The organism is Streptomyces sp. NBC_00425, assembly GCF_036030735.1.
Lineage (GTDB): Bacteria > Actinomycetota > Actinomycetes > Streptomycetales > Streptomycetaceae > Streptomyces.
In genome coordinates this window covers 3,841,647-3,867,508 of record NZ_CP107928.1, presented here as the reverse complement: position 1 = coordinate 3,867,508, position 25,862 = coordinate 3,841,647, and the positions used below count along the sequence as shown (strand labels likewise).

Genomic DNA, 25,862 nt, shown 5'->3' with positions numbered 1-25,862 from the left:
CGACGGCCCGTCCCCTCCGTGCTGACGGCCCGCCCGGTCCGGCGTGACGCTCCGGCCGCTCCCGTCCCCCACAGCCCCTCCCCGTGCACCGGGGGAGGGGCTGTCGCCCTGTACGGTCGTACGACCGGGACCGACGACTCCAGGGGGAGTGGTGGGGAGAGACGGGGGAAGAGGACGGATCATGTCGAGAGTGCCACGGTGGCTCGGCCGGCTCGGCGCCGGTCTCAGCGAGATGAGCGAGCGGCTCGACGAGCGGCGCGCCGAGGTCGAGCGGGAGGGCGCGGCCGAGCCGGAGACGACACCGCCCGACGCGACGTCGTCCCCCGAGGAGTACCCGGAGCCGCTCGAGCCCGCCCCGCGTCCTGATCCCGCGCAGGCCGTCCCGTGGGGGGTCCGGGTGGCCGCCGAGGCCGGCTGGCGGCTGCTGGTGCTCGCGGGGACCGTCTGGGTGCTGATGAAGGTCATCACCGCGATCCAGCTGGTCGTGATGGCCTTCGTGGTCTCCCTGCTCCTCACGGCGCTGCTGCAGCCCACCGTGGCCCGGTTGAAGCGGGCAGGGGTCCCCGGGGGCGCCGCCACCGCACTGACGGCGATCCTCGGGTTCGTCGTCATCGGCCTGATGGGCTGGTTCGTGACCTGGCAGGTCATGGCGAACATCGACAACCTCTCCGACCAGGTCCAGGACGGCATCGACGATCTGCGCCGCTGGCTGCTCAACAGCCCCTTCCACGTCACCGACAAGCAGATCAACGGCATCGCGAAGAACCTGCGGGACGCGATCGGCGACAACACGGACTCGATCACCTCGGCGGGCCTGGAGGGCGTCACCGTCGTGGTCGAGGCGCTGACCGGCATCCTGCTGGCGTTCTTCTCGACGCTCTTCCTGCTCTACGACGGCAAGCGCATCTGGGAGTGGACCCTCAAACTGGTTCCGGCGGCGGCCCGGCCGGGCGTCGCGGGCGCCGGACCGCGGGCCTGGGCGACGCTCACGGCGTATGTGCGCGGCACGGTGATCGTCGCGTTGATCGACGCCATCTTCATCGGCCTCGGCATCTACTTCCTCGACGTGCCGATGGCCGTCCCGCTCGCCGTCTTCATCTTCCTGTTCTCGTTCATCCCGCTCGTCGGCGCGGTCGCGTCCGGCGCGCTGGCGGTCGTGGTCGCGCTGGTCACCCAGGGCGTGTTCACGGCGGTGATGACCCTGGCCGTCGTGCTCGCGGTCCAGCAGATCGAGGGACACATCCTCCAGCCGTTCATCCTCGGGCGGGCGGTGCGCGTCCACCCGCTGGCGGTGGTCCTGTCGGTCGCGGCCGGCGGCATGGTCGCGGGCATCGGCGGCGCGATCGTGGCCGTGCCCCTGGTGGCGGTCACCAACACGGTGGTGGGCTATCTGCACGCCTACTCCAGGGAGCAGGCCCTGCGGCACGCTCCGCGGCCGAGAGGGGCGACGGCCTCGGGGGTGGCGCCCGTGACGGCCGCGCGGCAGAGCCGGGAACCGGAACCTCCGGCCGACGAGGGCCAGGACACACCGCCCGGGTAGGCGCCGCACCAGGTGGACTGCCGAACGCGGCAGGGCCCGTCGGAGACCGACGGGCCCTGCCGCGTCGCGGTGAGGCGGAGCGGGGGAGCGGGGGCGTGCGGATCAGACGTCCGCGAGGACCGCTTCCGCGTCCAGCGTCACGCCGACCGCCTGGATCACCGAGGCGATCTTGAAGGCCTCCTGGACGACCTCCCGCTCGACGCCCGCCTTGCGCAGCACCTGTTCGTGGGAGTCGAGGCACATCCCGCAGCCGTTGATCGCGGAGACGGCGAACGACCACAGCTCGAAGTCGACCTTGTCGACGCCGGGGTTGCCGATGACGTTCATCCGCAGGCCGGCCCGCAGGTTGCCGTACTCGTGGTCCGACAGCAGGTGGCGGGTGCGGTAGAACACGTTGTTCATCGCCATGACGGCCGCGGCCGAGCGTGCCGCGGTGTAGGCCTGCGGCGACAGGTTCGCCTTCGCCTCCGGGGCGAGCTCGCGCAGCACGATCGGGGAGCGGGAGGCGATCGCGGTCGCCAGGACCGTGCCCCACAACTGCTGTGCGGGGAGGTCGGAGTTGCCGATGACCGAGCCCAGGTTGAGCTTCAGGTCCTTGGCGTAGTCCGGTATCGCGGACTTCAGGGCGTCGAGGGACATCTCAGCTCACTCCCCGGCCAGCAGCTTGACCGGGTCGAGGGTGTTCTCGCCCTTGGTCCAGTTGCAGGGGCACAGCTCGTCGGTCTGCAGGGCGTCCAGGACCCGCAGGACCTCCTTGGGGTTGCGGCCCACGGAGCCCGCGGTGACCATCGTGAACTGGATCTCGCGGTTCGGGTCGACGACGAACACGGCGCGCTGGGCGAAGCCGTCCTCGCCCTCGATGCCGAGGTCGCGCATCAGCTCGTGCCGCGAGTCGGCCATCATCGGGAACGGCAGGTCGGTCAGGTCCGGGTGGTCCTTGCGCCAGGCGTGGTGGACGAACTCGGAGTCGCCGGAGAAGCCCAGGATCTGCGCGTCACGGTCGGCGAACTCGTCGTTCAGCTTGCCGAACGCGGCGATCTCGGTCGGGCAGACGAAGGTGAAGTCCTTGGGCCACGCGAAGACCACGAGCCACTTGCCCTCGTAGGACTTGTGGTGGATCTGCTCGAACTCCGCGCCCTTCTCCAGCGAGACGCAGGCGGTCAGTTCGAACTCGGGGAACTTGTCACCGACAGTGAGCACACGCTCTCCTTGCAGCGAAGGGGTGTCCGGATCGCGGACACTCCCCGTGGGTTGGACGGCCTCGATCGTGGCACAGGGTGCATTGATTCAGGAAATGGCTACACTCGATAGGGTTGATCGAAGATATCTATCAGTGACTGAGGGTAATGTGGATGCCAGGGGTGTGGGCGGCAGGGCGAGGGGCGGCCGAGCGGTGGGCGCCGGGGCGGCCGCCGGTCGAGCGGCGGCCGGTCGAGCGGCGGCCGGCAGGGCCGTGCACGCCACGCGTCGGCCGCCCAGCCCGGCCCAGCTGCGGGCCTTCGTGGCCGTCGCGGAGCACCTGCACTTCCGGGACGCGGCCGCCGCGATCGGCATGAGCCAGCCCGCCCTGTCCGGCGCCGTCTCGGCCCTGGAGGAGTCGCTCGGGGTCACCCTCCTCGAGCGTACGACGCGCAAGGTCCTGCTCTCGCCGGCCGGCGAACGGCTCGTCGTCCGGGCCAGGGCGGTGCTGGGCGAGATCGAGGCGCTGATGGACGAGGCCGAGGCGGTGCGGGCCCCCTTCACCGGGACGCTGCGCCTCGGCGTCATCCCGACCGTCGCGCCCTACCTGTTGCCGACCGTGCTGCACCTGGTCCACGAGCGCTATCCGCACCTCGACCTCCAGGTCCACGAGGAGCAGACCGCCGGCCTCCTCGACGGCCTGCACACCGGCCGTCTGGAACTCCTGCTGCTGGCCGTGCCCCTCGGCGTCCCCGGGGTGCGGGAACTGCCCCTGTTCGACGAGGACTTCGTACTCGTGACGCCGCTCGGCCATGAGCTCGGCGGACAGCAGGGCATCCCGCGCGAGGCGCTCAGGGAGCTCAACCTGCTGCTCCTGGACGAGGGGCACTGCCTGCGCGACCAGGCCCTCGACATCTGCCGGGAGGCGGGCCGCGGCGACGCGCCGGTGACCACCACGGCCGCCGGCCTGTCGACCCTCGTCCAGCTGGTCGCCGGCGGACTGGGCTGCACGTTGCTGCCGCGCACCGCCGTCACCGTCGAGACCAGCCGCAGCACGCGCCTGCTCACCGGCTCCTTCGCCGCCCCCGCGCCCGCCCGCCGGATCGCCCTCGCGATGCGCACCGGCGCGGCGCGCGGGGCGGAGTACGAAGAGCTGGCGGGCGCGCTGCGCAGGGCGCTGCGACCCCTGCCGGTCCGGGTGCTCGGCGGCGACGACTGAGGTCGGTCAAGCGGTCAAATGAGCCCCGAACAAAGAGATTTGGGTCCATCCAGAGAACAACTTCCGTCAGCTGGGGGCAGGTCGGGAATCCCGCGCTGGAATATGCGCCCTGACTGATACACCTTCCCTCCTCAGCGCTACGCGTCAGGCGTATGTGCGAGAGGCCGCCGGGGAGTGATGTCGGGCTGATGTCGGGTTACGAGCTGCTGGCACGCGACCTCGCCGCGTGCGGCCGGGACGGCTTCACCGGAGAACTGTGCGTGACCGGCTCGCCCGGCGGCGTCTTCCATCTGGACGGCGGCCTGGTCGTCGCCGTCGAGTCGCCGGGCGCGCCCGCCCCCGAGGCGCTGCTGCTGCGCTCCGGCCGGATCGGCGGCGAGGAGTGGACCGCGCTGGTGCGCGAGTCGGGCGGCGCGCGCTGGCCGGCCGCCGGGCTGGTCGCCCACGGCTACACGGGCGCGGCCCAGCTCCGGGTCGTATGCGCGATGGCCCTCCAGGACGCGGCGTTCGCGGTCGTCGCGGGCAGCGTCGACGGCTGCGAACGCGGTCCGGCGACGGGTCTCACACCGGCCTCGGTCGCCGTCGGCGAACCACCCACCCGGCTGCTCCAGGTCGCCTCGCGCAAACTGGCCGCGCTGCTCGCGATGCCGTGCCCCGTGCGCCCGGACCGGGAGCGTCCCGTGCCCGCGCCGCTCTCCCTGGCGGCGGCCCGCCTCGGCGTCCTGCAGCGCGAGCTGCTCGCCCACGCGGACGGCCGGCGCACGGCCCGCGACCTCGCCTTCCGCACCGGCCGCGGGGTGTACACCGTCACCGTCGAGGTGGCCCGGATGCTGGGCGAGGGGCTCCTGGAGTGCGTGGATTCCCCCCACCCGATCCCCGTCCGGCTGCCGCCCGACGGACACGGGGTGCGCCCCCGCGAGCCGGCGCCGCCCCAGCCGCCGCCGGCCCCGGAGGCGGCCGCCCTGCCCCGCCGCAGGCCCGGCGCCAGCGGCATCCACGAGGCCCTCACGCCGGAACGCAACGGCCCCGGCTGGAAGGAGTTCTTCCGCCTGCGCAACCCGACGGCGAAATGACGGCCCGCCAGAACCCCCACGGCCACGCGGGACACCACGGCACGCGGAAACCCCCCACAGAGAACAGACGGTCACATGCCATCAGAATCAGGGGAGTTGCACTCATGGACCACCAAGCCCTCGCGCGGGAGATGCGCGGCCTGCGCGAGCAGGTGACCGGGATCACCGACACGGCGGTCGCGGCGGCCGACGGACTGCTCATCGCCGCCGACACGGCCGACTCGATCGACCCCGAGGGCCTCGCCGCCCTCGCCGCGGCCGGCCTCGGCCTGGCCCGCCGCACCGCCGAGGCGACCGCCCGCGGCGCCCTGCACCGCACGGTGGCCTACGGCAGCCACGGCTGCGCCGCGTTCTACGCGGTGGGAGACACCGCGCTGATGGTCGTGCTCGGCGACGAGGGCATGGACGTGGAACGCCTGCACCGGGCGACCCAGCCGGCCCTGCGCCGCATCGACCTGATCCTCACCGACCGGACGACCGCGCGGACCGCGGCGGACGGGACGACCGTGAAGACCGCCGAAGGAGTCTGAAGGGATGGCGACGAAACGTATGACCCCGGGTTTCTCCGACCAGGTGATGGGCCTGGTCAAGTCACTGCGCACGGATGCCCCCGACTGCGTCGCCTCCGGCGTCGTCGACATGTCCACCGGCATGCTCCTGTCCTACGAGACCGTCGACAACCACCCGCCGGAGGTACTGGACCTCTTGGCCGGGGCGACGCTCGACCTGTTCCAGGGACGCACGGTCGTGATGATCGAGGACGTCTTCAAGGAGCGTCGCGGGGTGCAGAGCGACAACCACTTCTTCCAGGAGATCCTCGTCAACAGTGAGAACCTCACTCACCTGTTCGTGCGGATGACCGAGCAGCAGGACGTGGTCGCGGTGGTCGTCTGCCGCAAGTCCGTGAACGTCGGCATGCTGTTCGCGCAGGTGCGAAGGGTGGTACGGGAGTACCAGCTGTGAACGCGGACGGTCCCTCCCCGGGCGGGGAGGGACCGTCGTCTCCACGGCTCATACCGTGCGCACGCGGTACGTCACGCGGTACGTCATTCCGTGCGCAGGCCGTCCGGCCGCATCAGCCGCAGCAGCGGCGGGAGGCTCACAAGCGTCACCATCAGGACGACCGCCGCGCCGAAGCCGGTCATCGCCAGCACGCTGCCCCAGTCGACGCGGACCGTCGTGCGCGTCATCTTCAGCAGGACGGTGCCCAGCGTGAGACCCACGGCCATGGCCAGCAGCAGTCCCAGCGCGATCGGGACGGCCGTCTGCCACAGCACCGACAGACCCAGCGTGCGCCGCCGGGTGCCGAAGGCGACCAGGGCCGACAGCAGCTTCTTGCGCTCGCGCAGCTGCTCCAGCTGCGAGACCAGCAGACTCGCCCCGATCAGCAGCAGCACACACGCCGACCCGACGAGCAGTCCGGTGCGGATGGAGGAGAACTTCAGGTCCTGCCGGGTGGCCGACCAGTTCATCGGCTGGGACAGCGGATCCAGCCGCGCCGCCGTGTTGCGTGCGCGGTCGTAGGCGTCCGGCACCGACTCGTCGAACGAGAGGTACAGCTGACCGCGGAGCGCCGTCGCGGCCTCCTTGGGCAGCGCGCCGGGCGTCAGCAGGAAGCCGCCGCGCCGCTGACCGGTCATGTCCTCGATCGCCTGCGCCTTCCGCACGCCCGCGGGCACGGTCCAGACAATCTCCGTGGTCCTCCCGGGGAAGGAGCCGTCCGTCTCCATGTACAGCTTCTTGCCGGGCACGTTCAGCTTCGGTGCATAGCTGGGGTACTCGCTGCCCTCGAGGGCGAAACGGTCGCCGTCCCTGCACGACGGCAGCTTCGCCAGCTCCCGCAGGGCCGTGCAGTCGCCGACGATCAGCTCGGTGGAGAGGTCCGGGCCGTTCTGCGACTTCCAGGACTTGTCGCCCAGGTACTGCTCCCACAGGGCGGTGACCTTGCTGACGCCGGCGGTGTCGGCGAACGCCTGTCTGGTGTGCGTCAGCGACGGGCCGCGCGGCACGGTCACCTGCATCTGGGCGAGATGCACGTCCTTGCCCGTGGCCGCCGTGTAGTCGCTCTCGACCCCGGCGAACAGCATCTGCAGGGCGATGGCCCCGGCCACCGCGACCGCGATGCCGTTGACCATGCGGGCCGCCGTACCGCTGCTCAACTGGAGCCTTCGTACGGCCAGTTGCCAGGCGACGCCGCCCGAGCCGAGCCGGGCGACGACCTTCTCGACGAGCCACGGGAGCAGGGCGGTGATCCCGACGAGGAGCAGCAGGACGCCGCCGATCACCTGGTACTCGTTGAACTCGCCGTTGCCGCGGCCCTGTCCGATCATGGGATAGAGCAGCGCGAGGCCGGCCACCGGCAGCAGCAGCCGCCACCACAGCCGGCGGCGCGACGGCTTCGTCGAGCGGACCACGCCGAGGGGTTCGATGACCACGCCGCGCAACGCGAACAGGGTGACCAGCACCGCGGCCGAGGGCACCGCCAGCGCGACCAGTGCGGCCAGCACGGGCGACGGGTTGAGGTAGCTGGGCCACACGCTGACGTTCATCACTTCGACGGTGCCGGCCACCTGGCGGCCGAACAGGAAGAACACCGTGCCGAGGACCAGGCCGAGCAGCGCGCCCGCCAGTGCCTCGCCGGCCGCGATGCGCCGGGTCATCCCGCCGTCGGAGCCGATCAGCCGGAGCGCGGCGAGCCTGCGGTCGCGCCGTTCGCCGCCGAACCGCACGGCGGCGGCGATGAACACGGCGACGGGCATCAGCAGCACCACGATGACCACGAGGATCAGCAGGAGCAGCACCGGGTCGGTCTTCTCGCTGGTGCGCTGCGGGTTGCCGAACGTCTTCAGCCGGGTCGCCCCGTAGCCCTCGACGTGCGAGGCGAGCCCGGAGGCCCCCGCGTAGTAGGCGAGTTCCTGCGAACCGACCAGCCCGCTCTCGCCGATGGTCCCGACGACGCGGTACGCCAGCCGTTCCCGCAGCAGCGCCGAGCCGTCCGCGGCGAGCAGCTTCTTCAGGGCGGGCGAGACCAGCATGTCGCCCTTGGCCGGGAACCGGCTCACGCCGGGCGGCAGCGGCGAGCGCGGCCCCTCCGGCTCCACCAGCCGGCCGCGGACGTCCTTCTCGTGGAACGTGGTGTCGACCTGTGCGATGAGCAGGGTGTCGTCGGCCTTGGCCGGCGGCGGGTCGACGAACGACCAGTCCAGCCGGGCCTCTTCGCGCTCGTGCCGCACCGAGATCACGTTCGGCACCGCCGTCGTCAGCAGCAGCACGGCGACGCCGAGCCCGACGCCGACGGCCGTCAGGACGGCCCGGATCCACCCCTCCCGTCCGCCGGAGAAGGCGAACCGGATTCCCAGGCCCAGATCCCTGGACCACTGACCCGGACTCATATCACGCGCTCCATGTCACGCGACCTGCCGTCCCGGACGACGATCTCGCGGTCCGAGTAGGCGGCGACCCTGGCCTCGTGCGTGACGAGGACGACGGCCGCGTTGGCCGTCCGGGCGGCCTCGGTGAACAGCTCCATCACCCGCTCGCCGTTGAGCGAGTCCAGCGCGCCGGTCGGTTCGTCGGCGAACAGCACGCGGGGGCTGGTGACGAGCGAGCGCGCCACGGCGACCCGCTGCCCCTGCCCGCCGGATACCTCTCCGGGCCGCTTCCTGCCGAGGTCGTCGACCTCCAGCCGTTCCATCCAGCTCAGGGCGGTGCGCTCGGCCTGCCTGCGCGGGGTGCCGTTCAGCCGCAGCGGCAGCGCCACGTTCTCCACGCAGGTCAGCTCGGGCACGAGCTGGCCGAACTGGAACACGAACCCGAACTCCGTGCGCCGCAGCCGGCTGCGCTGCGCGTCGTTCATCGTGGCGAGGTCGTGGCCGTCGTACATGATCGATCCGGAGTCGGGCGTCACGATGCCGGCGAGGCAGTGCAGCAGGGTCGACTTCCCGGAGCCGGACGGGCCCATCACCGCGACGACCTCGCCGGGGTGGATGGAGAAGTCGGCGCCGTCCAGCGCCATCGTCGGGCCGTAGGCCTTGCGCAGGCTCTCGGCGACGAGCAGGGATCCCCCGGGGGCGTTCATGCGGTCACCGTGGCCTTCAGTCTGTCGAGGCGCGCGGCGGTCAGTTCCAGCCAGCGCAGGTCGGCCTCGAGATGGAACAGGGCGTGGTCGCAGATCAGCTGGTCGGCCAGGTCGCCGCTGCGCTTGCGGTCGGTGAGGATGCGCATGCTGCGCAGGTGCTCCGCACGCTGCTCGTCGAGGATGTCGGCGGCGTCGCGGCCGGTGAGCAGCGCGAGGACGATCTTCGTGTAGAGCGTGGACTGCAGATACGGCTCGGGCTTCTCGGGCGTGGCGAGCCACCGCGCGACGTCGGTGATCCCGGCGTCGGTGATCGCGTACCGCTTGCGCTCGGGTCCGCCGCCGGCCTCGATGCCGTCGACCTCGACGAGCCCGTTCTTCAGCAGGCGCGACATCGTCGAATAGACCTGGCCGTAGTGCAGCGGCCGGTCATGACCGAACTTCTCGTCGAAGGCCCGCTTGAGGTCGTAGCCGTGGCGGGGTCCGGACTCCAGGAGTCCCAGAAGGGTGTGACCGATGGACATGGCAAGGACTGTACATGCGGTGTATACCCCGTGTGTATACGCGGAGTGCGCAGGTGGCAGCGGGGGGTGGGGGTACGCAGGTGGGAGGCGGTTGTCACCGTTCTGCAACAGCCGCGCCCACTCTCCGGGCGACCGGGCGGGGCGATCAGGCCGACGGCGGCCCGGGCGGGGCCCCGCCCGCAGGGCTTCCCCCGGACGAGCTTCCTCCGGGCGGGCTTCCTCCGGGCGGGCTTCCTCCGGGGGGCCGGCCACGGCGGGGCATGGGGCCGGCGTCGCCGGGGAGGCGCCCCGCCTCCCGCAGCGCCCGCCGCAGCAGGAACTCGATCTGGGCGTTGGCGGACCGCAGGTCCTCCCCGGCCCACCGGGCCAGCGCCTCGTACACCGCGGGGTCCAGCCGCAGCAGCACCTGCTTGCGCTGCGGCCGGCCCTGAGGGGCCGTCCCCCCGGAGGGGACCGTCACTGGTAGAGGGTTCCGGTGTTCAGCACCGGCTGGGGCGCCCGGTCCCCGCACAGCACCACCATCAGATTGGACACCATCGCCGCCTTCCGCTCCTCGTCCAGTTCCACGATGCCCTGCTCGGCGATCCGGCCGAGCGCGGCCTCGACCATCCCCACCGCCCCGTCCACGATCTCCCGCCGGGCCGCGACCACCGCGCCCGCCTGCTGGCGCTGGAGCATCGCCGAGGCGATCTCGGGAGCGTAGGCGAGGTGGGTGAAGCGGGACTCGATGATCCGCACGCCGGCCGCCTCCACGCGCGCGTGGAGCTCCACGGCCAGCTTCTCGGTGATCTCCTCGGCGTTGCCGCGCAGCGAGAGCCCGTTCTCGTCGTGCGAGTCGTAGGGGTACTCGATGGCGATGTGCCGCACGGCCGCCTCGGTCTGGGTGGAGACGAACTCCAGGAAGTCGTCGACCTCGAAGGAGGCCTGCGCGGTGTCCTTCACGTTCCACACCACGACCGCGGCGAGCTCGATCGGGTTGCCGTAGGCGTCGTTGACCTTGAGCACGGCCGTCTCGTGGTTGCGGACCCGGGTGGAGATCTTCTCGCGCGAGGTGAACGGGTTCACCCAGCGCAGTCCGTCCTCGCGGATGGTGCCGCGGTAGCGGCCGAAGAGCTGCACCACGCGCGCCTCGCCCGGCGCCACCGTGTTCAGTCCGCACATGGCGAGGAACGCGGCCACGGCGACCAGCACGCCGGCGACGATGAGCGCCGCCTTGAGACCGGCCGCGGTCACCACGGCGCCGGCGGCGATCAGCCCGCCGCCGGCCAGCAGTCCGAGCAGTCCGAGCAGCAGCGCGACCCCGCCCCCCACGCTGTGCGCGGGGAACTCGTGCACGCGCGGGGCGGGCATGTCGGGCGCGTCGGCGGTGTCGACGGCGTGGATGTGCTCGGCGGTGGCCGAAGGATCGTGTGCGGACATGGTGGTCCCCCGTCTCTCGTCAGCAGCTGATTCAGCGATCGGCTGTCTAGCTAAGTGATATCACTTTACCCCGGGATGGCAACCCTGTGCCCGTCTCGCACGTCGAATCGGTGGGGACGCTCTACGGTTTCCGTCGTGCGGGGTGCGCATTCTCACGCCCCGCGAAGACCGGATCGGGAGCACGCCGTCATGGCGAGCGGTGTTAGCTTTCTGAGCTGACCTGGCCCTGCCCCGGGCACGGGTGTGACTGCCGAGTAGGAAGCGGAGCGAGCGGACTCATGGGACGAGCGGAAGAGAGACGAGCGCGACAGCGCGGTGGCCGCCGCGCGGCGCCCAGGAACCGCTCGACGGAGACGGAGTCGGTGGCGCCCCCCGCCCCCGGGGCCACCGGCGCGGCCGCGGCCGCGACCGGCGGTCGCGCGGCCGCCCGCCGAGGCGCGAAGAAGAGCGCCAAGGGCGGCAGGGGGAAGGCCGGCAAGAAGGACAAGAGCCTCATACGCCGGATCTTCACCTGGAAGAAGATACTGGGCACGTTCCTCGGTCTGACCGTCGCCGTGATCGGCGCCTTCGTCTGGCTGTACGTGAGCACGCCGATCCCCAAGGGCAACCCCGACGCCGACCTGCAGAGCAACGTCTACAAGTACGGCAACGGCGCCATCCTCGCCCGCGACGGCGAACTCAACCGCGAGAACGTCGACCTCGCCCAGGTGCCCAAGCCCGTCCAGCACACCTTCGTCGCCGCCGAGAACAAGTCCTTCTACACCGACGCCGGCGTCGACCTGAAGGGCACCACCCGCGGTGTCCTCAACACGCTCATGGGCAAGGGCGCGCAGGGCGGTTCGACGATCACCCAGCAGTACGTCAAGAACTACTACCTGAGCCAGGAACAGACCGTCACGCGCAAGCTGAAGGAACTGGTCATCTCCCTCAAGCTGGACCGGGAGGAGTCCAAGGACTACATCCTGGCCGGCTACATCAACACCAGCTACTACGGCCGCGGCGCCTACGGCATCCAGGCCGCCGCCCAGGCCTACTACGGCGTCGACGCCGGCAAGCTGAGCGTCGCACAGGGCGCCTACCTCGCAGCCCTCCTGCAGGCCCCCAGCCAGTACGACTGGTCCTCCGCCTCCGCCACGGGCCAACGCCTGGTCACGGCACGCTGGAACTACGTCCTGGACAACATGGTCGAGCAGGACTGGCTGAAGAAGTCGGAACGCGACGCCATGACGTTCCCGAAGCCCAAGGAGCCCAAGGCCGCCCCCGGCAAGGAGGGCCAGGTCGGCTACCTGGTGGACGCGGCCAACGCCGAGCTCGCCCGCCAGCTCGTGGCCCAGGGCGCCGCCGACGATCTCGAGTCCGCCAACGCCCTGGTCAGGAAGGGCGGCTGGAACATCGAGCTGAACATCGACAAGGCCAAGCAGAAGAAGCTCGAAGAGACGGTCAAGGAACAGCTGACCAGCAAGCTCGACAAGAAGAAGCGCAAGGTCGACGGCGACGTCCAGGCCGGCGCGGTGTCCGTGAACCCGAAGACGGGCGCGGTCGAGGCGATGTACGGCGGCGTCGGCTACACCGAACACTTCGTCAACAACGCCACCCGCACCGACTACCAGCCGGCCTCCACCTTCAAGCCCGTGATCCTCGCCGCGGCCTTCGACGAGAACGCCAAGACGCAGAAGGGCGAGCAGATCACCGCCGACACCCTCTACGACGGCACCAGCAAGCGCCCCGTCGTCGGCAGCGACATCGGCTTCGCCCCGGAGAACGAGGACGACCAGGACTACGGCGACGTCACCGTCCAGACGGCGCTGAACCAGTCGATCAACTCCGTCTTCGCACAGATGGGCGTCGACGTCGGCATGCCCGAGGTGCTGAAGGTCGCCGGCAACCTCGGCATGGACACCAAGGGCCTGAAGGCCGTGCCCGCCCAGACCCTGGGCACCATGAGCGCGAGTCCCCTGCAGATGGCCGGTGTCTACGCCACCCTCGACAACCACGGCAAGAAGGTCACCCCGGCGATCATCAAGTCGGCGCAGAACAGCGCCCACCCGTCGTTCCAGCTCGCCAAGGCCGTCGGCGGCCAGGTGATCGACAGGGAGGCCGCCGACTCCGTCACCTCGGTCCTCACCGGCGTGGTCGACGACGGCACGGCCAAGAAGTCCGTGCGCGACAACCCGCTGCGCAAGGGCCAGAAGGTGGCCGGCAAGACGGGCACCTCCGACAACAACAAGTCCGCCTGGTTCACCGGCTACACCCCCGACCTGGTGACCTCGGTCGGCCTGTTCGGCGAGGACGCCAAGACCCACGCGCAGGTGCCGCTGACCGGCGCGACGACGGGCCTGACCTCGACCAAGGGCCGCATCAACGGCGGTGGCTTCCCGGCGCAGATCTGGGCGACCTACACCTTCGGCGTCTCGACCAAGGTCAGCAAGTTCGATCTGGAGACCGACCAGGGCGCGGCCGTCCGCACGTCGTCGCCGTCCCCGTCCACCTCGCCGTCGCCCAGTGCCTCGCCGTCGTCCTCGCCCAAGCCGAGCACGTCGCCGTCGTCGTCGCCGAAGCCGTCCTCGTCGCCGTCCTCGTCCCCGTCGTCGTCGCCGAAGCCGTCCTCGTCGCCGTCCTCGTCGCCGTCCCCGTCGCCGAAGCCGGACGATCCGCCCGGCCAAGGCGACGATCCCGCGAACCCGCTCCTCGGCCAGTAGCGCAACGGCGCGAGAACACCACAGAGGGGCGCCCGGAGATCTCCGGGCGCCCCTCTCGTCGTCACACCTGGGCGGAGCCTCTCGAACCGGCGAGAGGCCCTTCGCGCCCTACACCCGGTTCAGCTCGAACCAGACCACCTTGCCGGTGCTGAGCCGCGTGGCACCCCAGCGCCGGGCCAGCCGGTTGACCAGGTACAGGCCGCGACCGCCCTCGTCGGTCGCCCGGGCCTGCCGCAGCCGGGGCAGCTGCGGCACGTCGTCCCCGACCTCGCAGCGCAGCACGTCGGTGCGCAGCAGCCGCAGCGTCACCGGCCGCGAGGCGTACCGCACCGCATTGGTGACGACCTCGCTGACCAGCAGCTCCACCGAGTCGGACATGTCCTCCAGGCCCCATCGGGACAGCGCCCGCCGGGCCAGCCGACGGGCCCGGCCCGGCGCCGCGTCCTCCGGTTCCAGGAGCCAGTACGCCACGTCACTCGGCGCGATCCCGTCGAAGCGGGCGGCGAGCAGCGCGATGTCGTCGTCCCGGTCGCCCGGGCCGAGCATGTCGAGCACCTCGTCGCACAGCGCCTCCAGCGGCGGCGGGTGATCCGGCCCGGTGAGCTGCGCGGTGGCCGCGAGCTTCTCCCGCAGCTGTTCTATGCCGGTCGCCACGTCCCGCAGCCGGGACTCCACCAGGCCGTCGGTGTACAGCAGCAGCGTCGCCCCGGCCGGCGCGTCCAGCTCCACCGCCTCGAAGTCGACCCCGCCCACGCCGATCGGCGCGCCCGGCGGCACCCGCAGCACCTCCGCCCGGCCGCCCAGATGCAACAGGATGGGCGGCGGATGGCCGGCGTTGGCGATGGTGATGCGGTGCGCGACCGGGTCGTACACGGCGTACAGGCACGTCGCCATACGGTCGGTGCCCAGCCGCTGGGCCTGCTCGTCGAGATGGTGCAGGACCTCCTGCGGCGGCAGGTCGAGACCGGCGAGCGTCTGCGCCGTGGTGCGCAGCTGACCCATGATGGCCGCCGACGTCATGGAGTGCCCCATGACGTCGCCCACCACCAGCGCCACCCGGCTGCCGGGCAGCGGGATGGCGTCGTACCAGTCGCCGCCGACCCGCGCGGTCTCCGCCGCGGGCAGGTACCGGGAGGCCAGCCGCACACCCGTGGGACGCGGCAGGGTCTCCGGCAGCATCGTGCGCTGCAGCTCGTCGGCGATGTACGCCTCACGGTCGTACAGCACCGCCTTGTCGATGCCGAGGGCGCTGTGGGTGGCGAGCTGGGCGGCGACCAGCAGGTCGTCGTTCTCGAACGGGATGCGCTCCGGACGCCGCAGGAACACGGCGGCGCCGATCACCCGGCGACGGCCCCGCAACGGGGCCAGGATCGCCCGCTGACCGCCCGGGACCGCCAGGGTGCTGTCCGTGCCCAGGAGTTCGGGCAGCGCGGCGCGAGCGGCCGGGTGGTCGGCGAACACCGGACGCACCCCGCGCAGCACCTCCGCGAGCGCCCCGCCGGGCCGCACCTCGCACATGTCGCCGACCGAGGCCGACAGTTCCGCGGTCAGTTCCGCCGGCTCCGGGAGCGGCAGGGCCAGCGCCGCGAAGCCGGTCTCGGTGTCCCGCTCCTCCGGGATCCGGTCGGTGCGGCGCAGCCGCAGCATGATGCGGTCCGCCGCGGGCCGCTCGTCGCCGACCGGCAGCGGGTCGCGCAGATAGACGAGGATCGCGTCGGAGAAGGTCGGCACGGTGGCCCGGCACAGCCCCATCACGATCTCGTCGAGGTCCAGACCGCGGGCGATCCGCCGGGTGGCGGCGCCCACGAAGCGCAGCCGGTCGCCCTCCCGCCGCATGGGCGTGGGCCGGCCGGGCGTCACCCCGGCGCCGGCGCGCCGCTCCTGCCCGCCGGGACCGCGTTCCTGGTGTCCGTCACCGCCCGGCTGGGCCGGGATGGACTCGGGCGCCGGACGCGGCCGGTGCGTGTCGGACTCCGCGGTCGCCGAAGGCTGGGAGTGCTCGGCGCCCGCACCCGCCTCCGCGCCGGCCGCGTCCTTACCCGTGGCTCCCTGGCCGCCCATGTCGCCCTTTCCGCCCTTGCCGCACGTCGTCGTACCCGAGGCGTCGGGCGGTAAGGCGGACGGGCCCGGCGCGGGGGCCGGAGTATGCAGGAGTGCCCCACGGGGGTCCGTGGGGTCGACGCCCTGGGGGCGTTCGTAGGAGGTGGGCTGCTCCGTCACGCGTGTCGAATCCGTCCGTCCGGGGCTGCGCGCCGCGCGCGCAGTTGGTCCCGCAGGAAACCCGATACCCGGAATACGTGTGCCCGGAACGGAATTCCCGCGTGGTCAGAGGTTGTCTGTGTGTCGCCGGTGGACCGCTCGCGGCCCAGGTGGCCGGCGTCGAGCGTGCCGCCGGTGTTGCCCTCGTACCCCTCGCTCACGTCCTGCCGCCCCTCGGTGACGTTCGGTCAGACCCGGCGACTGCTCCGGGAGTTACTGCCAGCGTGCCTTGCGGAGGACGATCCTACGTTTGTTGCCCGGGGGCGCATCAAGGGTCTCATGTGGACATGTGCGCGGGCGTACGGTCCCAGTCCTCCGGCAGCAACGGTACGGCCCAGGACGGATCCGGGCGCCAGTGCTGCCAGCCCTCGTCGAACGGCGGCCCCCAGGCACGGATCGTTTCCAGCGCCCTGCGGCCCGCCAGCAGCACCTGCTCGGCGACCGTCCGGTCCATCAGTCCGTCCTGCTGGGCCTGCGCGAACTCGTCCTCGTCGCGCCAGCCCCAACTGTGATCGGGGTAGACGCAGATGTCCAGAAAGTGGTCCTCGGAGTCCACTCCGCCGCCCCAACGGACAAGCGGCTCCTCCAGGTTGACGTACCAGTTCTTGAACTGCCAGCCCGGCTCCCAGAAGAGCCACACCGACCACGGCTCGCCCGGCCGGGCCAGCTTCAGCACGCCGGTGCCGAACCAGCGGTCGCGCTGCACCGTGCGCGGCTTGGTGTAACGGGTGCGCAGCGGCTCCCGGTGCGGCGGCGTGCCGTCCGCGAGCACCGGCTTGACGCACTCGGTACCCGGCGCGAGCCAGACCGCCAGCACCTCCGCGTCGTCGCGCACCACGGTGACCGGGCGGGCGATGTGGAAGCCCGCGCCGCCGTTCTCCCGGTAGCGCCACAGGATCCGGTCCCCGGGCTCCCAGAAGGCCGCCGCATCGCCCGATCCCACGCGTCTCACCGCTTCACCGTCTGCCATGGAGAGATATTAGGTGCCATGGCCATATGACGCTGCGGCGCGTGACACGGTTCTCACCCCGGGGAGCGAAAGGTCACGGGCGCGTCATCCGCAGGACATCCAGGGCCTCGTCGAGCTGCTGGACCGTCAGGTCGCCGCGCTCCACGTATCCGCCCGCGAGGACCGTCTCACGGATCGTCCTGCGCTCCGCCAGCGCCTTCTTGGCCACCTTCGCGGCCTCCTCGTACCCGATGTACTTGTTCAGCGGTGTGACGACGGAGGGCGAGGACTCGGCGTACTCACGGGCGCGTTCGCGGTGGGCGACGATCCCGTCGACGGTCCGGTCGGCGAGCAGCCGCGACACGTTGGCGAGCAGCCGGATCGACTCCAGCACGTTCTTCGCGATGACCGGCAGCATGACGTTCAGCTCGAAGTTGCCCGCAGCGCCCGCCGTCGCCACCGTCGCGTCGTTGCCGACGACCTGTGCGGCCACCATGAGGACGGCCTCCGGGATCACCGGGTTGACCTTGCCGGGCATGATCGAGGACCCGGGCTGGAGGTCGGGGAGGCTGATCTCGGCCAGTCCGGTGCGCGGCCCGGAGGCCATCCACCGCAGATCGTTGGCGATCTTCGTGAGGCCGACCGCGACGGTCCGAAGCTGCCCGCTGGTCTCGACGATCCCGTCCCGCGCGCCCTGCGCCTCGAAGTGGTCGCGCGCCTCGGTCAGCGGCAGCCCGGTGCTCCGGGCGACCTCCTCGATGACGGCGGCGGAGAAACCGGGCGGCGTGTTGATGCCGGTGCCGACGGCCGTGCCGCCCAGCGGGAGCTCGGCGAGCCGGGGGAGGGAGGCGGTGAGCCGCTCGACGCCGTACCGCACCTGGGCGGCGTACCCGCCGAACTCCTGGCCGAGGGTGACGGGCGTGGCGTCCATGAGATGGGTCCGCCCCGACTTCACGACGTCGGCGAACTCCTGCGCCTTGCGGCCGAGGGCGTCGGCCAGGTGCTCCAGGGCGGGGATCAGGTCACGTGTGACGGCGGCGGTGGCGGCGATGTGGATCGAGGAGGGGAAGACGTCGTTGGAGGACTGCGAGGCGTTGACGTGGTCGTTGGGGTGCACCTCCTGGCCCAGCCGCTCGCCGGCCAGGGTGGCGAGCACCTCGTTGGCGTTCATGTTGGACGAGGTGCCGGAGCCGGTCTGGAACACGTCCACGGGGAAGTGCTCGTCCCACTTCCCGTCGGCCACCTCGCGGGCCGCCTCCTGGATCGCCTCGGCGATGTCCTTGTCGAGCACTCCGAGCCCGGCGTTGACCTTCGCCGCGGCACCCTTGATCCGGGCGAGCGCCTCGATGTGCGCCCGCTCGAGGCGCTGCCCGGAGACGGGGAAGTTCTCGACGGCACGCTGGGTCTGCGCCCGCCACTTGGCCTCGGCGGGCACCCGGACCTCGCCCATGGAGTCGTGCTCGATGCGGTAGTCGCTCATGACCGGTACAGCGTGCGGGGCGCCCCGCTTGTTCCTGGCGCAGGGCCGTTCGGGCCACTGCGCCGGGCGGGGCGCGCCGGTGTGCGTGTGTACGCCGGTGTGCGGGTGCTGCTGCGTACCGGGGAGCGTCAGCCCAGTCCCGGTCCCCGCACCGGGATCGACGTGAACGTCGGCGCGGGGGCAGGGTCCTTGAAGAAGTCGTTGCCCTTGTCGTCGACGACGACGAACGCCGGGAAGTCCTCGACCTCGATCTTCCAGACGGCCTCCATGCCGAGCTCCTCGTACTCGACGACCTCGACCTTCTTGATGCAGTCCTGCGCGAGGCGCGCGGCCGGGCCGCCGATCGAGCCGAGGTAGAAGCCGCCGTGGCTGCCGCAGGCGTCGGTGACCTGCTGCGAGCGGTTGCCCTTGGCGAGCATCACCTTGGAGCCGCCCGCCGCCTGGAACTGCTCGACGTAGGAGTCCATGCGGCCGGCCGTGGTCGGGCCGAACGAGCCGGACGCGTACCCCTCGGGGGTCTTCGCAGGGCCGGCGTAGTACACCGGGTGGTCCTTGAGGTACTGCGGCATCTCCTCGCCCGCGTCCAGCCGCTCCTTGATCTTGGCGTGCGCGATGTCGCGGGCCACCACCAGCGGACCGGACAGCGACAGACGGGTCTTGACCGGGTACTTCGTCAGCTCGGCCAGGATGGCGTCCATCGGCTGGTTCAGGTCGATCCGCACGACGTCGGAGGACTCGTCGAGGTGCTCGTCCGTGGTGTCGGGCAGGAAGCGCGCCGGGTCGGTCTCGAGCTGCTCGAGGAAGACGCCCTCGGCGGTGATCTTCGCGACGGCCTGGCGGTCGGCCGAGCAGGACACGGCGATCGCGACGGGGCAGGAGGCGCCGTGCCGCGGCAGACGGACCACGCGCACGTCGTGGCAGAAGTACTTGCCGCCGAACTGCGCGCCGATCCCGATCCGCTGCGTCAGCTCGAAGACCTTCTCCTCCAGGTCCTTGTCCCGGAAGCCGTGGCCGAGCGCGGAGCCCTCGGCCGGGATCTCGTCCAGGTAGTGCGCGGAGGCGTACTTGGCGGTCTTCAGCGCGTACTCGGCGGACGTGCCGCCGACGACGATCGCCAGGTGGTACGGCGGGCAGGCGGCCGTGCCCAGCGAACGGATCTTCTCCTCCAGGAACTTCATCATGGAGGCCTCGTTCAGGACGGCCTTGGTCTCCTGGTACAGGAAGCTCTTGTTGGCGGAGCCGCCGCCCTTGGCCATGAACAGGAACTTGTACGCGCCGCCGTCGGTGGCGTACAGCTCGATCTGGGCCGGGAGGTTGGAGCCGGTGTTCTTCTCCTCCCACATGGTGAGCGGAGCCATCTGCGAGTAGCGCAGGTTCAGGTTCAGGTAGGCGTCGTAGATGCCGCGGCTCAGCGCCGCCTCGTCGCCGCCCTCGGTGAGGACGTTCTGCCCGCGCTTGCCCATGACGATCGCGGTGCCGGTGTCCTGGCACATCGGCAGTACGCCGGCGGCCGCGATGTTCGCGTTCTTCAGCAGGTCCAGCGCGACGAACTTGTCGTTGGCGGAGGCCTCGGGGTCGTCGATGATCCGGCGCAGCTGGGCGAGGTGCGCGGGACGCAGATAGTGCTGGATGTCGTGGATCGCCTCGGCGGCGAGCTTGCGCAGCGCCTCCGGCTCGACCTTGAGGAACGTCCGCCCGTCGGCCTCGAAGGTGGAGACACCCTCGGAGGTCACCAGCCGATAGGGGGTGGTGTCCTCTCCCCGGGGGAGCAGATCGGTGTACGCGAACTCAGGCATCTCGCCCATTCCTCACTCGGCAGACGGCGACCGCCTCCATCGGCGGGCGTCCACCAGCGTAGAACCTGCCCGCGAGGGCGAGCCTGTGAGGTAAGGCTCAGTGCTCGCGGGACCGGCGAGGGCCGGGGGTATCGCGATCTATCGTGTGTCGGTACGCTGCTGTCGTGGACCTTCAGAAGCAGACCGCCGCACCCGCGCAGACCCCCACGCCGGCCGCCGAACTGCGCGCCTCGGACGCGGACCGGGACCGTATCGCCGACATGCTCCGCGAGGCCCTCGCGGAAGGCCGGCTGACCGCCGACGAGCACGCCGAGCGCGTCGAGGGCGTGCTGGCCGCCAAGACGGTCGGCGAGCTGCAGGCGTTCGTCCGGGACCTGCCCGCCGCGCACGAGCGGCGCGCCGCCCCCGCCGCCGCCCCCGGCCGGCCGGCGCCGGGTGCGATCCCCGCCGACCCCGACGACAACGTGGTCGCGGTCTTCAGCAGCGCCGTCCGCCGGGGCCGCTGGCGCGCCGGCCGTCGCATCCACGCGTACGCGGTCTTCGGCACCGTCGAGATCGACCTCACCGAGGCGCTCTTCGAGTACCAGCAGGTGGTGATCAAGGCGTTCTCGGTCTTCGGCAACGTGGAGGTCCGCGTCCCGGAGAACGTCTCGCTGCGCGGCACCGGCGGCGCGGTCCTCGGCAACTTCGAGGTGGACGCGCTCGACTCCCCGCAGTCCGACGCCCCGGTGGTCTACGTCGACGGCTGGGCGGTGCTGGGAAACATCGAGGGCAGGCCGAAGCGGGGCAAACTCGTGGCGGACATCCTCGACCGGGTTCAGGACAAGGTCGACCGGAGTCTGCGCAGACACCTGGACCGCTGACGGTCGTCGGGCGGCACGAGCGGTCCCGGCGGCGGCGGTCCGGAACTCAGTGCATAGGCGCGCGCACAGCGGGTAGGCCTGCTGCATCGTCTCTCGCTCGCGAAGCCGTCGTCAGGAGAAGACCCGTGCTGCAACCGCCGCATTCGCCCCTGCAGGTCGCCGCCGTCCCGGCCCCGCGGGTGCCAGGGCGCGACAGGGATCAGGACGACCCCTGGCACACCGACGCGGTGTGCCGACGCGACGAGGCGGGCCTGTTCTTCGCCCCTTCCAAGGAGCCCACGGCCGCCCGGCTGTCCCGGGAGGAAGCGGCCAAGCGGGTCTGTGCGCGCTGTCCCGTCATGGTCGAGTGCCGCGAGCACGCGCTGCTGCAGCCCGAGCCCTACGGCGTCTGGGGCGGTCTGACCGCCGCCGAGCGCCGGGTGGTCCTCGCGCGGCGCCGCCGCCGTGACGTGGAACTGCAGAAGACGGTGCGCTCGGCGGACCGCATAGCCCAGGCGGGCTGAACGAACGAAGGGCGCCCCCTCCGCACCGGGGGCGCCCTCCTCTGCCGCTTTCCGGCCCTGACGGGCCGGAGGCCTACTTGGCCCGGTCGAAGTCGACCGCGCTGTAGGCCCGCAGCTTGCTCAGCCGGTGCTCGGAGTCGATCCGCCGGACCGTCCCGGACTTCGACCGCATCACGATCGAGTCGGTGGTCGCGGTCTCCGACCGGTACCGGACACCCCGCAGCAGTTCGCCGTCGGTGATGCCGGTGGCGACGAAGAACACGTTCTCGCCGGTCACCAGGTCCTCGGTGGTCAGCACCCGGTCGAGGTCGTGCCCGGCGTCGATCGCGCGCTGCCGCTCCTCGTCGTCCTTGGGCCACAGCTTGCCCTGGATGACGCCGCCCAGGCACTTCACGGCGCAGGCCGAGATGATGCCCTCGGGAGTGCCGCCGATGCCGAGCAGCAGGTCGACGCCGGTGCCCTCGCGCAGCGCGAGGATCGAGCCGGCCACGTCGCCGTCGGAGATCAGCTTGATGCGCGCCCCGGTGGCCCGGATCTCCTCGATGATGCCCGCGTGGCGCGGCCGGTCCAGGATGACGACGGTGACGTCCTCCGGCGTGGCCCGCTTGGCCTTGGCGACCCGGCGGATGTTGACCTCGACGGGCGCGTCGATGTCGACGAACTCGGCGGCCTCGGGGCCGGTGACCAGCTTGTCCATGTAGAAGACGGCGGACGGGTCGAACATCGCGCCGCGCTCGGTGGCCGCGAGGACGGCGATCGCGTTCGGCATGCCCTTGGCGGTCAGGGTGGTGCCGTCGATGGGGTCGACCGCGATGTCGACCTCGGGACCGGTCTGGTCGCCGACGCGCTCGCCGTTGAAGAGCATCGGGGCTTCGTCCTTCTCGCCCTCGCCGATGACGACCACGCCGTTCATCGACACGGTGGAGACGAGGGTCCGCATGGCGCGCACCGCGGCGCCGTCGGCGCCGTTCTTGTCGCCGCGTCCCACCCAGCGGCCGGCGGCCATCGCGGCCGCTTCGGTCACCCGGACGAGCTCCAGGGCGAGGTTGCGGTCCGGGGCCTCGGAGGGGACATCGAGTTCGGACGGCAAGTGATGATGCTCGGTCATCGGAGCGCACCTTTCTGACTGATACGACGACGGCCGGATGAGGGTTCGATCCCGACTCTATCGTCAGTCCGACAAAATGAGCAGGGGACCCCACGGATGAGCGCACCGGGCACCTGCGACGATAGGGGGCGTGGCAGGTTCGAACGGCAGACAGAAGACGGCCCGGGACATGATCCTCTCCCTGGGGCTCATCATGATCGCGGCGTGGGTGATCTATCTCTTCATTCCCCACGACGACCGCGCACCCGACGTCAAGCGGGTCGACTACCGCGTCGAACTCCTCACGGCGCGCCGCGCGGCGTCCTACCCGGTGGCCGCACCCGAGGGCCTGCCGAGCACCTGGAAGGCCACCTCGGTGCGTTTCCGGGGCGACGAGTTCGACGCCTGGCACCTTGGTTTCCACACCCCCGACGGGGAGTACGTGACCATCGAGCAGTCCACCCAGCGGCGCTCGCAGTTCATCGAGGAGGCCAGCCAGGGGGCGTCCGAGACCAAGGTGACCGAGCAGATCGGCGGTCGCACCTGGGTGCGCTACACCGGCGGCCGCTACGACGCGCTCGTGCTGAAGGACGCCGGCGGCTCCACCACGGTGGTCGCGGGCACGGCGGGCTTCGGCCGGCTCTCGACGATGGCCGGCGCGCTGAAGCTGGCGTGAGCGCCCCGCACGTGCGAGGAGGCCCCCGGCATGCCGGGGGCCTCCTCGCACGTCAGCGGTCTCAGACGGTGGTGACGACCTCGTCGTAGGCCAGACGCGGGGAGCGCGGGTACCAGGCGCCCTCGCCCGGCTTGCCGATGTTGACGACCATCAGGGGGGTGTGGTCGTCGTCGAGGAACTCCTTGCGGACGCCCTCGAGGTCGACGCCGGTCATCGGGCCGGCGGCGAGGCCGGCGGCGCGGACGCCGATGATGAAGTAGGCGGCCTGGAGGGCGGCGTTCAGGGCGGCGGCGCCCTCACGGGCCGGGCGCTCGCTGAAGAACAGTTCCTTGGCCTGCGGGAAGGCCGGGAACAGGGTGGGCAGCTCCTCGTGGAACTCGTTGTCCGCGGAGAGGATCGCGACCAGCGGGGCGGTGGAGGTCTTGGCCTGGTTGCCCTCGGCCATGTGCTGCACCAGGCGCTCGCGGGCCTCGGGGGAGCGGACCAGGGTGACGCGCAGCGGGGTCTGGTTGAACGCGGTCGGGCCGTACTTGACGAGGTCGTAGATCGCCTGGACCTGCTCGTCGGTCACCGGCTCGTCGGTGAAGGTGTTCGCGGTGCGAGCCTCGCGGAACAGCAGGTCCTGGGCGGCGGCGTCAAGAACGAGAGACATGCGTGGACTTCCTTCGGGTGGCGTCCGGATCCGGTACCGGACCGTGGTCCGGATCGGCTGACGGTACCGACAGTACGCGAAAGATGTTCAACCTTCAACAAAGGTGGGGCCGGCGGCCGGGTGATCCGCTTCACACCCGTCCCGGACCACCCCCGGTCCCGGACCACCCCCGGTCCCGGACCACCCCCGGTCCCGGACCACCCCCGGTCCCGGACCACCCCCGGTCCCGGGCCACCTCCGGTCCCCGGGCCACCCCCGGTCCCGGGCCACCTCCGGTCCCCGGGCCACCCCCGGTCCCGGGCCACCCCCGGTCCCCGGGGTCCGGTTCACTCCTCCTCGGGGGTCCCCTCCTCCTCCTCTGCGAGCGCCGCGTCCAGCCGCTCACGGGCGCCCTCCAGCCAACGCCGGCAGACCTTGGCCAGCTCCTCACCGCGCTCCCACAGGGCGAGGGACTCCTCCAGCGTCGTGCCCCCCGCCTCCAGACGCCGTACGACCTCGATCAGCTCGTCGCGGGCCTGCTCGTACCCGAGCGCCTCGTCCGTCCTGCTCGTCATGTCCCTGTGTTCCTACTCGTCGACTCGAACGGTGAACTCGCCCCCGGCCACCCGCGCGCGCAACGCCTCGCCCGCCGCCGCCTCGCCCGGGTCCCGCACCACGTGCCCGTCGGCCTTCTGCAGCACCGCGTACCCGCGCTGCAGTGTCGCGGCCGGCGAGAGGGCCACCACGCGCGCGTGCGTGTGACCCAGCTCGGAGTCCGCGCGGTCGAGGAGATGGCCGAGCGTGCGCCGGGCCCGGTCGGCGAGCGCGGCCACGTGATCGGCCCGCTCGTCGATCATCCGGTGCGGATCCTGTATCGCGGGCCGCGCCAGCGCGTGGGCCAGCCCGCGCTCCTCCCGCTCCACATACCCCTCCACGCACCTGCGGGCCCGCCCGCGCAGCATCCGCACCCGCTCCAGCTCCTCGCCGACGTCCGGCACGACCTTCTTCGCGGCGTCGGTGGGCGTCGAGGCGCGCAGGTCGGCCACATGGTCCAGCAGCGGGTTGTCCGGCTCGTGCCCGATCGCCGAGACGACCGGTGTCCGGCAGGCGGCGACCGCCCGGACCAACTGCTCGTCGGAGAACGGCAGCAGGTCCTCCACGCTGCCGCCGCCCCGCGCGACGACGATCACGTCCACCTCCTCCAGCGCGTCCAGCTCCTTCACGGCCTGGACGACCTGCGTCACCGCGTGCACGCCCTGGACGGCGACGTTGCGCACCTCGAAGCGGACCGCGGGCCAGCGGTGCCGGGCGTTCTCCAGGACGTCCCGCTCGGCTGCGGAGGCCCGCCCGCACACGAGGCCGACCAGTTGCGGCAGGAACGGCAGCGGTTTCTTCCGCCCGGGGGCGAACAGCCCCTCCGCCGCCAGGGACCGCTTCAGCTGCTCCAGGCGCGCCAGCAGCTCCCCGACGCCGACCGGTTTGATCTCCACGGCCCGCAGCGACAACTGCCCGCGCGGCGCGTACCACTCCGGCTTCGCGTGGACGACGACCCGCGCGCCCTCGCCGACGACGTCCGCGACCGCGTCGAAGACCTGTCGGTAGCAGGTCACGCCCACCGAGATGTCGTGCGACGGGTCCCGCAGCGTCAGGAAGACGACGCCGGCGCCCGGGCGCCGGGACAGCTGGGTGATCTGCCCCTCGACCCACACCGCGCCGAGCCGGTCGATCCAGCCTCCGATGAGCCGGGACACCTGACCGACGGGCAGCGGGGCGTCCGCGGACGTGTTCACAGCCATGCCGACGAGAGTATCGGCCACGACCGACAACCCCGGTCCGAGCGCCGGGGCGCGGAAGGCGGCGGCCCCCCGCGCACGCCGGCGGCGGCCGGAC

At 71.7% G+C, this 25,862-nt stretch carries 24 protein-coding genes; 9 read left to right on the top strand and 15 right to left on the bottom strand.

The genetic code is table 11. From position 1 onward, the window contains the following. Positions 1-181: 181 nt before the first annotated feature. Positions 182-1,540 carry an AI-2E family transporter gene (locus tag OHS82_RS16335; protein WP_328434071.1) on the top strand — a complete coding sequence of 453 codons (1,359 nt, stop codon included), beginning with the start codon at positions 182-184 and terminating at the stop codon, positions 1,538-1,540. 102 nt (positions 1,541-1,642) lie between these two features. On the opposite strand, the gene OHS82_RS16330 is transcribed toward OHS82_RS16335, so the two are convergent. Continuing rightward, positions 1,643-2,179, bottom strand: a complete 537-nt coding sequence (locus tag OHS82_RS16330; RefSeq protein ID WP_057584436.1) for an alkyl hydroperoxide reductase — start codon at positions 2,177-2,179, stop codon at positions 1,643-1,645. 6 nt (positions 2,180-2,185) lie between these two features. Beyond that, positions 2,186-2,740: a peroxiredoxin gene (locus OHS82_RS16325; protein ID WP_057584435.1), complete on the bottom strand. Its 555-nt coding sequence runs from the start codon at positions 2,738-2,740 to the stop codon at positions 2,186-2,188. A 253-nt stretch (positions 2,741-2,993) separates the two neighbouring features. Here OHS82_RS16325 and OHS82_RS16320 point away from each other — a divergent pair, with 253 nt between their 5' ends. The 4 genes from OHS82_RS16320 (at position 2,994) to OHS82_RS16305 (ending at position 5,974) form a co-directional block, all read left to right on the top strand. Beyond that, a complete protein-coding gene (locus tag OHS82_RS16320) occupies positions 2,994-3,938 on the top strand; it encodes a LysR substrate-binding domain-containing protein (RefSeq protein WP_057584434.1) in 945 nt (314 codons plus the stop codon). A gap of 188 nt (positions 3,939-4,126) precedes the next feature. Next, positions 4,127-5,011 carry a MarR family transcriptional regulator gene (locus tag OHS82_RS16315; protein WP_328434070.1) on the top strand — a complete coding sequence of 295 codons (885 nt, stop codon included), beginning with the start codon at positions 4,127-4,129 and terminating at the stop codon, positions 5,009-5,011. Positions 5,012-5,115: 104 nt separating this feature from the next. Then, positions 5,116-5,541, top strand: coding sequence for a roadblock/LC7 domain-containing protein (locus OHS82_RS16310; protein WP_057584432.1), 426 nt, complete (start codon positions 5,116-5,118; stop codon positions 5,539-5,541). Between the two features lie 4 nt (positions 5,542-5,545). Then, the gene (locus tag OHS82_RS16305) at positions 5,546-5,974 is read left to right on the top strand and encodes a hypothetical protein (RefSeq protein WP_054242616.1); all 429 of its coding nucleotides are present in this window, start codon (positions 5,546-5,548) and stop codon (positions 5,972-5,974) included. Between the two features lie 83 nt (positions 5,975-6,057). Here OHS82_RS16305 and OHS82_RS16300 read toward each other — a convergent pair whose 3' ends face one another. The 5 genes from OHS82_RS16300 to OHS82_RS16280 form a co-directional block, all read right to left on the bottom strand. Continuing rightward, on the bottom strand, positions 6,058-8,403 hold the full coding sequence (locus OHS82_RS16300) for an ABC transporter permease (RefSeq protein ID WP_328434069.1): 2,346 nt from the start codon (positions 8,401-8,403) through the stop codon (positions 6,058-6,060). Then, entirely contained in the window at positions 8,400-9,089 is a 690-nt protein-coding gene (locus tag OHS82_RS16295) for an ABC transporter ATP-binding protein (protein WP_057584430.1), read from the bottom strand. Before OHS82_RS16295 ends, OHS82_RS16300 begins: the two co-directional genes overlap by 4 nt. Continuing rightward, on the bottom strand, positions 9,086-9,610 hold the full coding sequence (locus tag OHS82_RS16290) for a PadR family transcriptional regulator (protein ID WP_057584429.1): 525 nt from the start codon (positions 9,608-9,610) through the stop codon (positions 9,086-9,088). Before OHS82_RS16290 ends, OHS82_RS16295 begins: the two co-directional genes overlap by 4 nt. A gap of 145 nt (positions 9,611-9,755) precedes the next feature. Then, complete coding sequence (locus tag OHS82_RS16285; protein ID WP_328434068.1) at positions 9,756-10,070, bottom strand: hypothetical protein; 315 nt, start codon at positions 10,068-10,070, stop codon at positions 9,756-9,758. Beyond that, positions 10,067-11,029 carry an SPFH domain-containing protein gene (locus tag OHS82_RS16280; protein ID WP_057584427.1) on the bottom strand — a complete coding sequence of 321 codons (963 nt, stop codon included), beginning with the start codon at positions 11,027-11,029 and terminating at the stop codon, positions 10,067-10,069. The genes OHS82_RS16285 and OHS82_RS16280 overlap by 4 nt, the downstream gene beginning before the upstream one ends. A 278-nt stretch (positions 11,030-11,307) precedes the next feature. Here OHS82_RS16280 and OHS82_RS16275 point away from each other — a divergent pair, with 278 nt between their 5' ends. Further along, on the top strand, positions 11,308-13,728 hold the full coding sequence (locus OHS82_RS16275) for a transglycosylase domain-containing protein (protein ID WP_057584426.1): 2,421 nt from the start codon (positions 11,308-11,310) through the stop codon (positions 13,726-13,728). 108 nt (positions 13,729-13,836) lie between these two features. Here OHS82_RS16275 and OHS82_RS16270 read toward each other — a convergent pair whose 3' ends face one another. The 4 genes from OHS82_RS16270 to OHS82_RS16255 all read right to left on the bottom strand — a co-directional run bounded on the left by OHS82_RS16270 (position 13,837) and on the right by OHS82_RS16255 (position 20,212). Further along, positions 13,837-15,948 carry an ATP-binding SpoIIE family protein phosphatase gene (locus OHS82_RS16270; RefSeq protein WP_079041628.1) on the bottom strand — a complete coding sequence of 704 codons (2,112 nt, stop codon included), beginning with the start codon at positions 15,946-15,948 and terminating at the stop codon, positions 13,837-13,839. A 316-nt stretch (positions 15,949-16,264) separates the two neighbouring features. Continuing rightward, positions 16,265-16,957, bottom strand: a complete 693-nt coding sequence (gene fomD, locus OHS82_RS16265) for a cytidylyl-2-hydroxypropylphosphonate hydrolase (protein WP_079041627.1) — start codon at positions 16,955-16,957, stop codon at positions 16,265-16,267. A 73-nt stretch (positions 16,958-17,030) separates the two neighbouring features. Further along, entirely contained in the window at positions 17,031-18,416 is a 1,386-nt protein-coding gene (locus tag OHS82_RS16260; RefSeq protein ID WP_328434067.1) for a class II fumarate hydratase, read from the bottom strand. 128 nt (positions 18,417-18,544) lie between these two features. Further along, positions 18,545-20,212, bottom strand: coding sequence for a fumarate hydratase (locus OHS82_RS16255; RefSeq protein WP_328434066.1), 1,668 nt, complete (start codon positions 20,210-20,212; stop codon positions 18,545-18,547). Between the two features lie 164 nt (positions 20,213-20,376). Between OHS82_RS16255 and OHS82_RS16250 the strand changes: the two genes are divergently transcribed. Further along, positions 20,377-21,075: a DUF1707 SHOCT-like domain-containing protein gene (locus OHS82_RS16250; protein WP_057584421.1), complete on the top strand. Its 699-nt coding sequence runs from the start codon at positions 20,377-20,379 to the stop codon at positions 21,073-21,075. A gap of 125 nt (positions 21,076-21,200) precedes the next feature. Then, positions 21,201-21,578 (top strand): WhiB family transcriptional regulator, encoded by a 378-nt coding sequence (locus tag OHS82_RS16245; RefSeq protein WP_057584420.1) that lies wholly within the window; start codon positions 21,201-21,203, stop codon positions 21,576-21,578. A gap of 73 nt (positions 21,579-21,651) precedes the next feature. Here OHS82_RS16245 and glpX read toward each other — a convergent pair whose 3' ends face one another. Next, positions 21,652-22,686 (bottom strand): class II fructose-bisphosphatase, encoded by a 1,035-nt coding sequence (gene glpX / locus OHS82_RS16240; protein WP_057584419.1) that lies wholly within the window; start codon positions 22,684-22,686, stop codon positions 21,652-21,654. A 130-nt stretch (positions 22,687-22,816) separates the two neighbouring features. On the opposite strand from glpX, the gene OHS82_RS16235 reads away from it, so the two are divergent. Beyond that, on the top strand, positions 22,817-23,341 hold the full coding sequence (locus OHS82_RS16235; protein WP_057584418.1) for a DUF4245 domain-containing protein: 525 nt from the start codon (positions 22,817-22,819) through the stop codon (positions 23,339-23,341). A gap of 61 nt (positions 23,342-23,402) precedes the next feature. On the opposite strand, the gene OHS82_RS16230 is transcribed toward OHS82_RS16235, so the two are convergent. From OHS82_RS16230 to xseA, 3 genes are all read right to left on the bottom strand, one after another. Further along, positions 23,403-23,993, bottom strand: coding sequence for a malonic semialdehyde reductase (locus OHS82_RS16230; RefSeq protein ID WP_057584417.1), 591 nt, complete (start codon positions 23,991-23,993; stop codon positions 23,403-23,405). A gap of 326 nt (positions 23,994-24,319) precedes the next feature. Then, positions 24,320-24,547, bottom strand: coding sequence for an exodeoxyribonuclease VII small subunit (locus OHS82_RS16225; RefSeq protein ID WP_328434065.1), 228 nt, complete (start codon positions 24,545-24,547; stop codon positions 24,320-24,322). A gap of 12 nt (positions 24,548-24,559) precedes the next feature. Continuing rightward, positions 24,560-25,768: an exodeoxyribonuclease VII large subunit gene (gene xseA / locus OHS82_RS16220; RefSeq protein WP_057584751.1), complete on the bottom strand. Its 1,209-nt coding sequence runs from the start codon at positions 25,766-25,768 to the stop codon at positions 24,560-24,562. Positions 25,769-25,862 lie beyond the last annotated feature (94 nt).